Raw genomic sequence first — 14,880 nt, 5'->3', positions numbered from 1 at the left:
GCCCGATCCGACAGTGGCATCGAATTTTCCCGGAGAATCTGGCGCATTGCAAAATTGTGGCCAGACCATAGTTGCGCGTCTATAACCCCTGCGATCAAAATTCAGCGCCGCCGCGCCCGGCGCGGCCAGCCACCAAGGAAAAGACATGCCCGCCTATCGCTCCCGCACCACCACCCATGGCCGCAACATGGCCGGCGCCCGCGGCCTGTGGCGTGCCACCGGCATGAAGGACAGTGATTTCGGCAAGCCGATCATCGCGGTGGTCAATTCCTTCACCCAGTTCGTGCCCGGTCACGTCCATCTGAAGGACCTCGGTCAGCTGGTCGCGCGCGAGATCGAGAAGGCCGGCGGTGTCGCCAAGGAATTCAACACCATCGCGGTCGACGACGGCATCGCCATGGGCCATGACGGCATGCTCTATTCGCTGCCGTCGCGCGAGCTGATCGCCGATTCCGTCGAATACATGGTCAACGCGCATTGCGCCGACGCCATGGTCTGCATCTCCAATTGCGACAAGATCACCCCCGGCATGCTGATGGCCTCGCTGCGCCTCAACATCCCGACCGTCTTCGTCTCGGGCGGGCCGATGGAAGCCGGCAAGGTCGTGCTGGCCGGCAAGACGCAGGCGCTCGATCTGGTCGATGCCATGGTGGCCGCTGCCGACGACAAGATCTCCGACGAAGACGTCAAAGTCATCGAGCGCTCGGCCTGCCCGACCTGCGGCTCCTGCTCGGGCATGTTCACCGCCAACTCGATGAACTGCCTGACCGAGGCACTCGGCCTGTCGCTGCCCGGCAACGGCTCGACGCTGGCCACACATGCCGACCGCAAGCGTCTGTTCGTCGAGGCCGGCCATCTCGTCGTCGATCTCGCCCAGCGCTACTACGAGCAGGATGACGAGAGCGCACTGCCGCGCAGCATCGCCTCGAAGGGCGCCTTCGAAAACGCCATGACCCTCGACATCGCCATGGGCGGCTCGACCAACACGGTGCTGCACATCCTGGCCGCCGCCCATGAGGGCGAGCTCGACTTCACCATGGAGGACATCGACCGGCTGTCGCGGCGGGTGCCTGTCCTTTGCAAGGTGGCGCCGGCCAAGTCCGACGTGCACATGGAAGACGTCCATCGCGCCGGCGGCATCATGGCCATCCTCGGCCAACTCGACGAGGCCGGACTGATCAATCGCGATCTGCCGACGGTGCATACCGCCAGCCTCGGCGAAGCGCTCGACCATTGGGATATTTCGCGCACCTCGAGCCAGAGTGTGCGCGACTTCTTCCTCGCCGCTCCCGGCGGCGTGCCGACGCAGGTCGCCTTTAGCCAGGACCGCCGCTGGGACGATCTCGACACGAACCGCGAGACCGGCGTCATCCGCTCGGCGAAGACGCCTTTCTCGAAAGATGGCGGCCTAGCCGTGCTGAAAGGCAATCTGGCGCTCGACGGCTGCATCGTGAAGACGGCCGGCGTCGACGAGTCGATCCTGAAATTCACCGGTCCGGCCCGCGTCTTCGAAAGCCAGGACGCTTCGGTCAAGGCGATCCTTGCCAATGAGATCAAGGCTGGCGATGTCGTCGTCATCCGCTATGAGGGACCGCGCGGCGGCCCCGGCATGCAGGAAATGCTCTATCCGACCAGCTATCTGAAGTCGAAGGGCTTGGGGAAGGCATGCGCGCTGGTCACCGATGGCCGCTTCTCCGGTGGTACGTCAGGCCTGTCCATCGGCCATGCTTCGCCTGAAGCGGCGGAAGGCGGACTGATCGGTCTGGTGCAGGAGGGCGATACGATCGAGATCGATATCCCGAACCGCACCATCCGCCTCGCCGTGGACGACGCGGAACTCGATGCGCGCCGGGCGGCCATGGAGGCCAAGGGCGCGGACGCCTGGAAGCCGCAGGAAAAGCGCAAGCGCAAGGTGACGACCGCGCTGCGCGCCTACGCTGCCTTCGCCACCAGCGCCGACAAGGGGGCCGTGAGGCACGTGCCGGAGTAAGGGCGGTTCTTCCTTCTCCCCTTGTGGGAGAAGGAAAAAACCTCACGGCATCAGCTGATACTCATAAAGCTTCTGGTAAAGCCCGCCTTGCCCCAGCAGGGTCTTGTGCGGGCCGCTTTCCACCACCTTGCCGGCTTCCAGCACCACGATCGTGTCGGCCTGGTGCACGGTCGACAAGCGGTGGGCGATGACGATCGTGGTGCGCCCCTCCGTCAGCTGTTGCAGCGCATCGCGGAACAGCGCCTCGGATTCGGCGTCGAGCGCGCTGGTCGCTTCGTCCAGCAGCAGGATTTCGGCATTGCGCAGCATGGCGCGGGCGATCGAGATGCGCTGGCGCTGGCCGCCCGACAAAAGGCCGCCATTCTCGCCGACATCCGTCTCGTAGCCTTTCGCCTGCGCGATGATGAAGTCATGCGCGTTGGCCGCCTTGGCCGCTGCGATCACCTCGTCGTCGGTCGCATCCTGCCGCCCAAGCCGGATGTTGTGCATGATCGTGCCGGCAAACAGGAACGTGTCCTGGCTGACATAGGCGATCTTTTCCCTAAGCGAGGCAAGCGTGGCGTGGGAGATGTCCTGTCCGTCAAGCAGCACCCTGCCGCTCTTCGGGTCATATAGGCGCATGATCAGGTTCAGGATCGTCGACTTGCCGCCGCCGGAGGGGCCGACCAGCGCCGTCATCTTGCCGGCCGCGAGAGCCAGGTCGAACCGGTCAAGCACTGGCGGGCCATTCTGATAGGCGAAGCTGACGGCGTCGAACCGGATCTCGCCAGGTCCGGCATGAAGCGGCCTTGCATCCGGCTTCTCGGCCAGCGTCAGCGGCTGGTCGGCGAGTTCGAACATCATGCGCACGCCGACAATGCCGCTTTCCAGGGAGATACGGACGCGCGCGAGGCGCTTTGCCGGTTCATAGGCAAGCAGCAGCGCCGCGATGAAGGCCATGATGTTGCCAGGCATCTGGCCGCCCTTCAGAACCAGTAAGCCGCTGACCATGACGGCGCCGGCGATCGCCAGGCCGGCCAGCGTTTCCATCACCGGATTGGTCACCGCTTCCAGCGCGGCGATGTTGTTGGCCCGGTCCTCGACATCGGACACCGCCCTGTACATGCGCTTGCGCATCAAGCCTTCGAGGTTGAAGGATTTGACCACGCGCACGCCGATCGCGGTTTCCTGCATCACCTGGACGATCTGGCCGACCGAGCGGAACTCCATGGCGGCGAACTTGCGCACACGCTTCAGGATGCGGTTGACGCCATAGATGGCCAGCGGACCGACGACGAAGCAGATCAGCGACAGCGCCGGCTGCTGCCAGACCATGACCCCGATCAAGGCAGCCAGCGTCACCAGGTCGCGCACATAGGAGGTGACGATGAGGTCAAGCACGTTGCGCGCCGCCTGGGCATTGTTGGTCATGCGGGTGATCAGGTCGGACGACGAGGTCGAGTGGTAGAATTCGATGCCTTGCGCCAGGATGCGGTCATAGATCTTGCGCTGCCGTTCGGCGATGATGGCGTTGCCGACCCGGCTCATGAAGTAGGCCTGGACGAAGTTGGCGATGCCCTTGACGATGAAGATCGCGGCGACTGCCACGGCAATCATGTTGACGCGATCGACCCTTTTGTCGATCACGAATTCATTGGTGATTTCGCGCAGGATCCAGGCGCTGGCGGCCGTCATGCCGGCCACCACCAGCATCGACAGGATGGCGGCGGCGTAGCCGGCCCTGTGCTGCCGGAACGATTCCCGGAGCAGCCTTGCGACGAGGCGCTGGTTTTCCGTCGAGCGGAAGAAGCGGAACAACGGCTGATCCTTGATGCCGGGACGACGAAGGCGGCTTATAGAGGGAGTTGCCGCCGGAGGGAACCTTTGCCGCCATGGAAAGAAACCGCTGCGGCAGGCTGTCTTTTGAGACACGATGCAACTGTGATTCTTCAAGCGGGATGATGAGAGATGGATTTCGACCTAATCGTTCGTGGCGGCACGCTTCCGGATGGCGGCATAGCCGACATCGGTATCAGCGGCGAGACGATCGCGGCGATCGAGCCGAGGCTCGAGGGTTCCGCGCGGACCGAGGTCGACGCCCGTGGCAATCTGGTCTCGCCTCCTTTCGTCGATCCCCATTTCCATATGGACGCCACACTCTCCTATGGTCTTCCGCGCATCAACGCGTCGGGCACGCTGCTCGAGGGCATTGCGCTGTGGGGCGAACTGAAGCCGCTCCTGACGCACGAAGCGGTGCGCGATCGCGCGCTCGCCTATTGCGACTGGGCGGTGTCGATGGGGCTGCTGGCCATCCGCACCCATGTCGACGTCTGCGACGACAGACTGCTGGCGGTCGAGGCGCTGCTGGAGGTCAAGAAGGCCGTCGCCCCCTATATCGATCTGCAACTGGTGGCCTTCCCGCAGGACGGGTTCTATCGCTCGCCGACGGCGCGCCAAAACACCATTCGCGCGCTGGACATGGGGGTCAACATCGTCGGCGGTATTCCGCATTTCGAGCGCACCATGGCCGACGGCACCCGCTCGGTGACGGAATTGTGCGAGATCGCGGCGAAACGCGGCCTCATGGTCGACCTGCATTGCGACGAAACCGACGACCCGCTGTCGCGTCATATTGAACAACTGGCCAATGAAACGCAGCGGCTGGGCCTGCAGGGCAGGGTGGCCGGTTCGCACCTTACCTCCATGCATTCGATGGACAATTACTACGTCTCGAAACTGTTGCCGCTGATCGCCGAGGCCGGGGTTTCGGCGATCCCCAACCCGCTGATCAACATCATGCTGCAGGGCCGTCACGACACGTTCCCGAAGCGGCGTGGCATGACGCGGGTCAAGGAAATGCAGGCGCTGGGCATCCGTGTCGGCTGGGGTCAGGATTGCGTGCTCGATCCCTGGTATTCGCTGGGCACCGCCGACATGCTCGACGTCGCCTTCATGGGCCTGCATGTCGCCCAGATGTCGAGCCCCGCCGACATGGCGCGCTGCTTCGACATGGTCACCACCGTCAACGCCGCGATCATGGGCCTCGATCATCTTGGCCTGGCTGTCGGCAAGCGCGCCAGCCTGGTGATCCTCGATGCCGGCAATCCGATCGAGGCCCTGCGCCTGCGCGCCGAGCGCATCTGCGTCATCGCCAGGGGCAAGGTGGTGGCGGAGCGGACAAGGCAGGATACCAGGCTTTCGATCTCCGGCAGGCCGCCGCAGGTGAACCGGCGGCACAAATCCGGGTAGATACAGCCGATTCCCGCGGCTGGTCTTACCGTTTCTTCGATTCCCACTCGTCAAAGTTGGCGCTTGCGTCTAGGAGCCGGGCATGGTTGAGCCCGTCGCCCGGAATTCGATGGTCAAGAATGTGCTTCTGGCCGGCATCCTGCTGATGCTGGCGGGCGACTTTCTGTTTGCGCTGAACGACGCGATGGGCAAATGGCTGGTCGCCAGCTTTTCCGTCGGCCAGGTGGTGCTGATCCGCTCTATCGGCGCCTTCATCGTGCTCGGCCCGATGATCGCCAACCAGGGCGCTGGCAGACTGTTCCAGATGGAACGGCCCGGGCTGCAGGTCCTGCGCGTGGTGGCGACGACGCTGGACACCGCTTTGTTCTACGCCGCCGTCGTCTTTCTGCCGCTTGCCGATGTGATGAGCTTCTACATGGCTGGCCCGATCTATGTGGCGGCGCTATCGCATTTCCTGCTTGGCGAAAAGGTCGGCTGGCGCCGCTGGGTGGCGATCCTGCTTGGCTTCTGCGGCGTGGTGATCATGCTGAAACCGTCCTCTGCCGCGTTTTCGCTGTCGTCGGGTTTCGCGCTTATCGGCAGCCTTGCCTTCGCCTTCGCCATCATCCTCAACCGGCGCCTGCGCGGCACCAGCGACACCAATCTGGTGACATGGCAGACGATCGGCACGCTGTTGGTTGGCGGCGTGCTGACCATCGGTGCCTGGCAGACGCCGTCGGCTCTTGATTTCGGCGCCATGCTGCTGCTCGGCATCGTCTCCTGCGGCGCGCATCTGATGATCACGCGGGCGCTGAAACTGGCACCGGCCTCGACGCTGGCGCCGCTGCATTACACGCTGCTCCTGTGGGCGGTGGTGTTCGGGCTGGTGTTCTTCGGCGACGCCCCCGGCCCGCGCATCCTGATCGGCTCCGGCATCATCGTTCTGGCCGGTCTGTTCATCTTCCATCGCCAGAAAGTGGTCGACACCACGGTGCCGCCGGAGAACGTGCCGAAAGGTGTGAACTAATGCATGTCGCCCGGAAGTGTCCTCGGTTCCGGGACAACGACATGCATAAAACCAGAAGCCTACAGCATGTCGCGGCGAATCCCGTTCGCCGCGACATGCTGTAGGGCCCGGATTTCGGGTGCCCAATGCCGCGCTTTAGCCCTGGCGTACGGCAGCAAGGTGCCGCAAAAATTCCTCTGTCTCCATGAGCGCCTTGCAGCGCGCGAAGCGGCCGTCGGCATAGGCGCGGAAATCGTCGGCCGGATTGTTGTTGGCGAGCTGGATCAGCCCCCATAGCGTCCACAACAGGTCGCACATCGCCTTGTAGATGACGACGCGGCCGCGCTCCGCCGGCTTCGCCTCGCCACCGAAATAGGCGCGCATCAACTCCTCGTCCTGGGCCGCGTCGAACTTGCCTTCGACGCTGAGATCGCCGAGATCCCAGAGAGGGTCGTTCATCCCGGAATATTCCCAGTCGACGATCCACATCCGCTCGCCCGTATCGAGAAAATTTTCGCATAGCGGATCGCAATGGCAGGCGACGAGGGGCAAGGCGTGGACGGCCAGGGCCGAGCGCACGCTGCCGGCCGCGCGCACCACGTCATGATAGCCGGCGGGCAGGGCGACATCCCTGGTCGACAGCACCTTGAGATAGTCGTCGATCATCGAAAACAGCTCGAAGCGGAAGGGGAACATCGCGCCGGACGCGTGCAGCTTGTGGAAGGCCTCGGCCGCCCGGGCCGGACTGCCCTGCCGCTCCCTGAATTTCTCCGGCGACATCGTCTCGGCATCGGCGATGTAGCGCGTCACCATCAGGCCCGTGGCGGCATCGGCGTGCAGCACCTCGGGACTGACGCCGGCCTTTGCCGCCTCGCGCGCCGCCACCGCTTCGTTGGCGCGGTTGATGTATTCCTCGGTGCCCTTGCCCGGAATGCGCAGGCAGTAATCGCCGGCCTTGAAGACGAGGTTGGTCAGGCCGCCGAGCCGTTCCAGCGGCCCGGTGTAGCCGCCCAGCATCGGAATGGCGGCAAGTTTTGCCCGCGCCTCGTCTGTCGCCATGCCTGCGTCCCCACGCGCTATTTCTTTGCGACAACGGTTCCACAATTTTCGCCGTTTGGCTATCATCCCGGCAAGACGAGGGATTGGTCGACACGTGACGGAAAGCAAACATCAAGGCGCGCTCGGCGAGGCCTACGCGGCCAAGCGCCCGGAAGAGGTGGCGGCACTCTATGACCGCTGGTCGCAAACCTATGACGCCGACATGTCGGCCGCGGGTTACCGTCATCCAACGATCTGCCTTGCCTTGCTGACGCGCCATCTGCCGCGCGGTTCGGCCCCGCTGCTCGACGCCGGGGCAGGTACCGGGCTGATCGGCGAATGGCTCGATATTGCCGGCTATCCCCAGGTCGAGGCGCTCGACATCTCACAGGGCATGCTGGATCAGGCCGCGCGCAAGGGCGTCTATTCGGCGCTGCATTGCCTGGCACTCGGCGGTGACCTGCCTTTTGCCAAGGATACCTATGCCGGCATCATCTCGGCCGGTGTGTTCACCTTGGGTCATGTCGGCGCTGACGGCTTGGACGAACTGATCCGCATCTGCCGGCCGGGCGGATTGATCGTGCTGACGGTCAAGAACACATTGTGGGATCAGGGTTTTGCCGCGCGCATCGCCGAACTCGAGGCGCAAGGCCTAGTCGTCCGCATTGAGGAAACACGTCCCTACGTCTCGATGCCTGGCGAGGCCGATACCGTTCCCAGCCGTGGCCTCGCTTTGCGCGTGAGTTAAGCCTTCACGCGCTCCATTGCCGGGTCGTATAGCGGCTCAAGACAGATTTGAGCCGGCGTCCGCTGCATCGCGACCACCAGTTCATAGCTGCCCGAGGCGAGGAAATCATCGCTCACCCCGTCGGCATTGCGCACATAGCCGTAGCCGATGTTCTTGCCCACCGTGTAGCCATAGCCGCCGCTGGTCAGATAACCGACCGGCTCGCCATCGCGCAGTATGGTCTCGCGGCCGAGCAGCACGGTTTCCGGATCGTCGACCGTGAAGCCGGCAAAGCGCTTCGTCAGGGACGCGCCGCCAACTTTCTCAAGTGCGCGTCGTCCGACGAAGTCAGTGTTCTTGCGCAGCTTGACCGCCCAGCCCAGCCCGGCCTCCAGCGGTGTGTCATTGGGCGTGATGTCGGAGCCCCAGGCGCGATAGCCCTTTTCCAGCCGCAGCGATTCCAGCGCGCGGTAGCCGATCGGCCGGATGTCGTGCTTCCCGCCGGCCACCATCAGCGCGTCGAAGACTTCGCCGGTGGCGGCAATCGGCACATGCAGCTCCCAGCCCAGTTCGCCGACATAGGTGACACGCAGCGCCCGGACCGTGTGACCCGCGATGACGATTTCCCGCACATGGCCGAACGGGAAGCCGGCATTCGACACATCCGCATTGGTCACGGCCGAAAGCACATCGCGGGCGCGCGGCCCCATCAGCGACAGCGTGCCGAAATCCTCGGTGACATCGGCGAGCTGGGCATCGAGGCCTCCGCCAATATGGTCGCTGATCCACGCGGCGTCATGGGTGCGGAAACCGGTGCCGGTGACGATGTAGAATTTTTCCTCGGCCAGCCGCGACACGGTCAGGTCGGCCTCGATGCCGCCGCGCGTGTTAAGGAGTTGCGTGTAGGTCAGTCGGCCGACCGGCTTGCTGACGTCGTTGGCGCAGATCCAGTCAAGGGCCTTGGCCGCCTCGGGGCCGCTCAGCTCATATTTGGCGAAGGACGACTGGTCGAAGATGCCGACCTGCTCGCGCACGTGCCGGTGCTCGTCGCCGACGGCGGCAAACCAGTTCTGCCGGCCCATCGAATAGAGGTCCTTTGGCTCGACGCCCTTCGGCGCGAACCAGTTCGGCCGCTCCCAACCGAGCTTCGAGCCGAACACGGCGCGTCGCTGCTTCAACCGCTCATACAGCGGCGAGACGATGCGCGGCCGGCCGCTGACGTACTCCTCGTGCGGGAAGCCGATCGTGTAGTGCTTGCCATAGGCTTCCAGCGTGCGCTCGCACACCCATTGCCGGTCGCGGTGCAGGTTGGAAAAGCGCCTGATGTCGACCACCCACAGGTCGAGCGGCGCCTCGCCCTCGACCACCCATTGCGCCAGCACCCAGCCGGCGCCGCCGCCCGAGGCGATACCGAAAGCGTTGAAGCCGGCACCGACGAACATGTTGGCGCATTCGGGCGCCACGCCGAGGATGAAATTGCCGTCGGGCGTGAAGCTTTCCGGCCCGTTGATCATCTGCTTCACGCCGACCGTCTCCAGCGCCGGCACGCGCGCGATCGCCTGAGCCATGTGCTGCTCGAAATGATCGTAATCGTCGTCGAACAGCCGGAACTCCCAGTCGTCGGGCACGTCGCCTCCGGGGAGACCGGTTGTCCAGGCCTGCGGATTCGGCTCATAGCCGCCCATCACCAGCCCGCCGACCTCTTCCTTGAAATAGGTGCGCCGATCGGGGTCGCGCAGCGTCGGCGCGTCAGTCGCCAGCCCCGCGATTTTCTCGGTGATGATGTACTGGTGCTTCACCGGCTGCAGCGGCACGTTGATGCCGGCCATGGCGCCGACCTGCCGCGCCCATTGCCCAGCGCAGTTCACCACCTTGTCGCATGCGATGTCGCCTTGATTGGTCTTCACCGCCGTGATGCGGTCGCCCTTCATCTCGAAGCCGGTGACACACACCCCCTCGTAGAGCTTGGCGCCATGCATGCGCGCGCCCTTGGCCAGCGACTGCGTGATGTCGGAAGGGCTCGCCTGGCCGTCGGTCGGCAGCCAGGACGCGCCGACCAGATCGCCGGTCTCCATCAGCGGCCACATCGGCTTGACCTCCGCGGGCGACAGAAGTTGCATGTCCATGCCGAAGCTTCTCGCCGTCGTCGCCAGCCTTTTGTACTCGGTCCAGCGGTCGGCATTGGTGGCGAGCCTGAGGCAGCCGGTCATTTTCCAGCCGGTGGCGAGCCCGGTCTCGGCTTCCAGCCCCTTGTAGAGGTCGACGGAGTATTTCAGTACCCGCGTGATCGACGCCGACGAGCGCAATTGCCCGACCAGGCCGGCCGCATGCCAGGTCGAGCCCGAGGTCAGCTTGCCCTGTTCGAGCAGCACCACGTCGGCCTTGTGGTCGCGCGCCAGATGATAGGCCGTCGAACAGCCGATGATGCCGCCGCCGATGACGACGATCGCGGCCTGGCTAGGCAAGGTCATGATTTCAGGATCCCGTATTTTGTCCGGTAGCTTTCCAGTGCCGCGTCGAGCCTCACCAGGTTTTCCTCGGTGTAGGCGACGTAGTCGATGCCGGGCGCGTCGAGATAGAGTTCCGACACCATGCTCCACATCGCTTCGCGCAGCAGCGAGGCGCATTGCATGGCGGAGTGCGAGCGGCGGATCGCCTCATCCGGTTCCTTCATGAAATAGGCGGTCAGGAAGGCGAAGGATTCCTCATCGCTCATGCCCGCGTTCGAAGCGACGCCGGCGAGGTCGAACATCGCCGTGTTGAAGCCGGCATATTCGAAATCGATCAGCCACAGCCTGCTGCCGTCGTCGAGAATATTGGCAGGCAGAAGATCATTGTGGCCGAAGACGATCGGCAGCAATTTCTGGGCGCGCTCCAGTTCGTCGGCCAGCGCCAGAAAGCGCGGCAGGTCACCACGCTTGCGGCTGTCGCCTTCTTCAAGCGTGCGCGCGTAGTCGCGGATGACGTGGAACACCCAGAACATGAAGCCGGCGCCGGAGATATGGTTGGGCATCTCCCGATGGAAGCCGCGCATCAGCGCCGCGACGCGTCCGAGATTGGCGCGCACGTCCTCGGCCAGATAGGTTTTGGCGCCAAGAAACGCCGTCACCAGGATTCCTGGTTCGGCATAGTGGACCGCCGGCGCGAACCCGGCGGCGTGAGCCGCCCGCGCGGTCATCACCTCGCGTTCGCGGAAGACATGGTGGAACGGATAATCCTGGCCGAAGCGCACGACATGTTTGCCGGCCGTGTCGGTGACCACATAATTCGCGTTGCTCAAGCCGCCGGGCAGCGGCGCGATCTCGATGGCGCCCGTCCAGCAGGGCAGGGCGCGGATGCGGTCTTCGGCAATCACGGGATCATCCCTGGTTTGCTGGACTGGTTTGCCGGGTTTCGCCAAGGCGCCCTGGGCAGCGCAACGACGTCGGGGAGAGACGCAAACAATCTCGTCGGTGCGGGACGCCAGGATCGGTATCCCGCACCGCACCGACGAGCCCCTTGGCCAGGTTTTTGAGCCCGGCATCCGCCCCCGCGGATCTGAAAATTCCTTGCGCCAGACACATTGCAGGCTGCCTGGTCAATGAGTTGCGGCTCTGCCAATCATCCTCCCGCTGCAGCTCCGAACCCCTGTTGAGGTTGGATTTCACGCCAGGGTTGCTCTTCTGTCAATAAAAAGATGTGACTTTTTTTGGGTATTTTGCCCGAAAGCATGGGAAATTCCTTAAAAAGCGTTAGGAATGCCTTGGAAGCGGGCAAATTCCGGGACGCGCACATATGATCCACTCGAAACGGCATGGCGAGATCCTGCGGCTGCTGCAGGAAGAGGGAACCGTCACCATCGCCAGTCTGGCCGACCGGTTGGGCGTTTCCCTCGAAACCGTGCGGCGGGACGTCAAGCCGCTCACCGGCGACGGCTCGGTTCTGAAGATGCATGGCGCCATTGGCCTGCCGTCGATGATCGGCGAAGCGCCATTCGAACGGCGCATGCGCGAGCATGCCGACGCCAAGCGCGTCATCGCGCGCATGGTCGCCGCCACCATCCGCGACGGCGAATCGATCATGCTCGACACCGGCACCACGACTTCGTTCCTGGCGCGCGAACTGCTCGGTCACCGGCGCCTGACGGTCGTCACCAACTCGTCTGATATCGCCCGCACGCTGGCCACCATCAACGGCAACAAGGTCTATATGGCCGGCGGCGAGCTGCGCAGCGATTCAGGAGCCGCGTTCGGGACGTCGGCGATCGAGTTCGTCAGCCGCTTCTCGGTCAGCCACGCCATCATTTCCACCGGCGCCGTGGATGCGGTGACGGGTGTCATGGACTTTGATCTGGACGAGGCGGAATTCGCCCGCATGGTGCTGTCGCGCGGCCAGCGCTCGCTCGTCGTCACCGATCATACGAAGTTCGGCCGCCAGGGCCTGGTCCAGGTCTGCGGCTTCGACGGCTTTTCCGAACTCGCCACCGATCGCGCGCCGCCGCATGACATTGCTGCCGCCCTCGCACAGGCCGGCGCGCGGCTCAGCATTGCCGGCGGCGAAGCGGGAATTTAGCCGAAGGCGATGGTGTGCATCAGGCCTGCCGCGTCTCCGGGGGCATAGACGCCGGAATTCGTTGTCTGCTGTCTGTCATCGACTGATGTCATCGCCAGCGTCCTTGGGAACTCGCGGCGATACTATGCCGCCAATGCGCGAAAACTCATCCTGAAGCAGGCGCCGCTGGGCTTGCCGTCAAGGATTTCGATGCGCCCGCCATGAAGATGCATGATCTCCTGCACGAGGTTGAGGCCGAGTCCGGCGCCATGATCCTGCGGGCGCAACCGGTAGAAGGGTTCGAAGATGCGCTCCCGCTCCCCCAGCGGCACGCCGTCGCCTTCGTCCCGCACCTCGATGATGGCGGGCGTTGTGACGCTGACGGTGATTTTGCCGGCGCGGCCGCCATGCTCGATGGCGTTCTGCACGATGTTGGTCACCGCACGTTCGATCGCGGTGCGGTCGCCGGTGGCAAAAAGCGTGTCCCTCTCCGGCTCGAACGACATCTCGTATCCGGCCGAGAATGCCATCGGCGCGAGGTCGACGATGACGCCTCGCGCAATCGCCACGAGATCGACCCTTTCGAAAGGCGATGTCTGCCGGTCGAGACGCTGCAGGTCGAGCAACTGGTCGGTCAGCGTCGAGAGCCGTGCTGCATCCTGCAGCAGCCGTGCCCGTTCAGGTGTCGCCGGCAGCGAGGCGAGGCGCGTGTTGAGGATGGCGACCGGTGTCCTGAGCTCATGGGCGGCGTCGGTGAGGAAACGTTTGTGGCGCTCATAGCCCCTGTCGAGCCGCGCAAGGGCCGCATTCACCGCCTTGACCAGCGGTGTCACCTCTGTCGGTACGTCCTTCAGCGGCAGCTGGACACCGCGCTGGTCGATGTCGATGCGTTCGGCCTCGGCGGCTGCATGGCCCAGGCCCGAAAGGGCGCCACGCACCACCCAGGGCGTCGCGAACAGCGTGGCCAGCGCCATCAGCCCGGCGAGCGGCAATATGCCTTGCAGGAAGAATTGCGGCGCCTGGTCGAGCAGGCGCAACAGCGAAAGCCCGCCCTTGGTGCCGGTGAAGATCTGGACATTGCCGGCCGCCGTATCGGTCCAGCGAATCTTCCCCTCGGGCGGCGCGGTTTGTCCGATTGCGTGGTCGATACGGGCGTCGCTGATAGTGTCCAGCAATCCGGCGAAAGGCTGGAAGATGGGCGGCATGGTGCCCTCCTGCAGCCGCTGGCCCTGCTTGTCTCGGATGATGAACCAGAGATCGGGGACCTCGGATCGCAGCTTCGTCAGGTCCGAGGTCTCGCGCAGGATGACTTTGCCGCCTGCGTCACGCGCCACCGCATCCGCCAGCACATCCATTGTGCCGTCCTCATAATCGTGCGGAATGAGCCCGGTGGCGAGCAATGCGACGAGAATGCCGACGATGATCAGCGTCAGCATCGCGCATTGCAGCAAGGCGATGCGCAGCACCAGGCTCCATTTCAGCGAACGCGGGCGCTTGAGGCTCATTGCTTTGGCGCTCATGTCGTCTCGCGCAGGAGATAGCCGACGCCGCGAATGCCGTTGATCGTCACGCCGGCATCGGCATCGGCGAGCTTGCGGCGCAGGCGCGAGACATGGGTGTCGAGGGCGTTGGACTGGATCTCGTCATCGAGGCCGAACACCGCCTCCATCAGCACCTCGCGTTGCACCATGCGGCCGGTGCGCCGCATCAGCGCCTCCAGCACCAGGAGTTCACGGCGCGGCAGGCTGAGCGGTTCGGCACGGATCGACGCTTCGCGATGCCCGACGTCGAGCACCAGATCGCCGGCACGGATGAATTGCGACTGCATCGGCGCCGGGCGCCTGAGCAGCGCGCGCAGGCGAGCCAGCAGTTCCTCGAAGGCGAATGGTTTCGCCAGATAGTCGTCCGCGCCCATGTCCAGCCCATCGACCTTGTCCGATGTGTCGCCTCTCGCCGTCAGCATCAGCACTGGCGTGGCGTTCTTGGCCGAACGCAATCTGGGCACCAGCGACAACCCGTCGCCATCCGGCAACTGGCGGTCGAGGAGGATCGCGTCGTAGCTGTCGGCGGCAACGAAGCCTTCCGCCTCGATGAGCGAACCGGCGTGATCGACCACCATGTCGTGGCGTTTCAGCGCGGCACGCAACGCAGAGACCATTTCAGGCTCGTCCTCGACCAGCAAGATTCGCATCGACAATTCTCCAGCTACAGCTTCGGGCGCTACCGCGCCAACATTGCGCAAACATGGCAAAGCCGAACGGCCCGGGTCGACAAACGCTTTCTTTGCCTTCGCGAGATCGCGCAATGTCTATGCAACCCAGTCGCGGCAAACAGCACCGGTCGGCACGAATCGCCCATGCCGGCGTGAAGGCGTCGGGCCCG

The 14,880-nt window shown here is 64.3% G+C and carries 11 protein-coding genes; 5 read left to right on the top strand and 6 right to left on the bottom strand.

The window, feature by feature from the left end:
- Nucleotides 1-145 precede the first annotated feature (145 nt).
- Nucleotides 146-1,990: a dihydroxy-acid dehydratase gene (ilvD, locus tag O7B34_RS03345; RefSeq protein ID WP_337144853.1), complete on the top strand. Its 1,845-nt coding sequence runs from the start codon at nucleotides 146-148 to the stop codon at nucleotides 1,988-1,990.
- Between the two features lie 42 nt (nucleotides 1,991-2,032).
- On the opposite strand, the gene O7B34_RS03340 is transcribed toward ilvD, so the two are convergent.
- A complete protein-coding gene (locus tag O7B34_RS03340; protein WP_337144852.1) occupies nucleotides 2,033-3,787 on the bottom strand; it encodes an ABC transporter ATP-binding protein in 1,755 nt (584 codons plus the stop codon).
- A 150-nt stretch (nucleotides 3,788-3,937) separates the two neighbouring features.
- Here O7B34_RS03340 and O7B34_RS03335 point away from each other — a divergent pair, with 150 nt between their 5' ends.
- Together O7B34_RS03335 and O7B34_RS03330 are read left to right on the top strand one after the other, a co-directional pair.
- A complete protein-coding gene (locus O7B34_RS03335; RefSeq protein WP_337144851.1) occupies nucleotides 3,938-5,218 on the top strand; it encodes an amidohydrolase family protein in 1,281 nt (426 codons plus the stop codon).
- 82 nt (nucleotides 5,219-5,300) lie between these two features.
- Complete coding sequence (locus tag O7B34_RS03330; RefSeq protein WP_337144850.1) at nucleotides 5,301-6,224, top strand: DMT family transporter; 924 nt, start codon at nucleotides 5,301-5,303, stop codon at nucleotides 6,222-6,224.
- Nucleotides 6,225-6,359: 135 nt separating this feature from the next.
- Here O7B34_RS03330 and O7B34_RS03325 read toward each other — a convergent pair whose 3' ends face one another.
- Nucleotides 6,360-7,262 carry a phosphotransferase family protein gene (locus tag O7B34_RS03325; protein ID WP_337144849.1) on the bottom strand — a complete coding sequence of 301 codons (903 nt, stop codon included), beginning with the start codon at nucleotides 7,260-7,262 and terminating at the stop codon, nucleotides 6,360-6,362.
- Between the two features lie 94 nt (nucleotides 7,263-7,356).
- Between O7B34_RS03325 and O7B34_RS03320 the strand changes: the two genes are divergently transcribed.
- Nucleotides 7,357-7,989, top strand: coding sequence for a class I SAM-dependent DNA methyltransferase (locus O7B34_RS03320; protein WP_337144848.1), 633 nt, complete (start codon nucleotides 7,357-7,359; stop codon nucleotides 7,987-7,989).
- Here O7B34_RS03320 and O7B34_RS03315 read toward each other — a convergent pair.
- Together O7B34_RS03315 and O7B34_RS03310 are read right to left on the bottom strand one after the other, a co-directional pair.
- Entirely contained in the window at nucleotides 7,986-10,439 is a 2,454-nt protein-coding gene (locus O7B34_RS03315; protein ID WP_337144847.1) for a GcvT family protein, read from the bottom strand. The genes O7B34_RS03320 and O7B34_RS03315 overlap by 4 nt on opposite strands.
- Nucleotides 10,436-11,323 carry a phosphotransferase family protein gene (locus O7B34_RS03310; RefSeq protein ID WP_337144846.1) on the bottom strand — a complete coding sequence of 296 codons (888 nt, stop codon included), beginning with the start codon at nucleotides 11,321-11,323 and terminating at the stop codon, nucleotides 10,436-10,438. Before O7B34_RS03310 ends, O7B34_RS03315 begins: the two co-directional genes overlap by 4 nt.
- Nucleotides 11,324-11,742: 419 nt before the next feature.
- Here O7B34_RS03310 and O7B34_RS03305 point away from each other — a divergent pair, with 419 nt between their 5' ends.
- Nucleotides 11,743-12,519 carry a DeoR/GlpR family DNA-binding transcription regulator gene (locus O7B34_RS03305; RefSeq protein ID WP_337144845.1) on the top strand — a complete coding sequence of 259 codons (777 nt, stop codon included), beginning with the start codon at nucleotides 11,743-11,745 and terminating at the stop codon, nucleotides 12,517-12,519.
- 122 nt (nucleotides 12,520-12,641) lie between these two features.
- Here O7B34_RS03305 and O7B34_RS03300 read toward each other — a convergent pair whose 3' ends face one another.
- Nucleotides 12,642-14,003, bottom strand: coding sequence for a sensor histidine kinase (locus O7B34_RS03300; protein WP_337145190.1), 1,362 nt, complete (start codon nucleotides 14,001-14,003; stop codon nucleotides 12,642-12,644).
- A gap of 11 nt (nucleotides 14,004-14,014) precedes the next feature.
- Nucleotides 14,015-14,689, bottom strand: coding sequence for a response regulator transcription factor (locus O7B34_RS03295; RefSeq protein ID WP_337144844.1), 675 nt, complete (start codon nucleotides 14,687-14,689; stop codon nucleotides 14,015-14,017).
- Nucleotides 14,690-14,880 lie beyond the last annotated feature (191 nt).

This window comes from Mesorhizobium sp. Cs1299R1N3 (genome assembly GCF_037179625.1).
Lineage (GTDB): Bacteria > Pseudomonadota > Alphaproteobacteria > Rhizobiales > Rhizobiaceae > Mesorhizobium > Mesorhizobium salmacidum.
The sequence above is the reverse complement of the archived record's forward strand: the minus strand, read 5'-3'. Positions and strand labels throughout refer to the sequence as shown.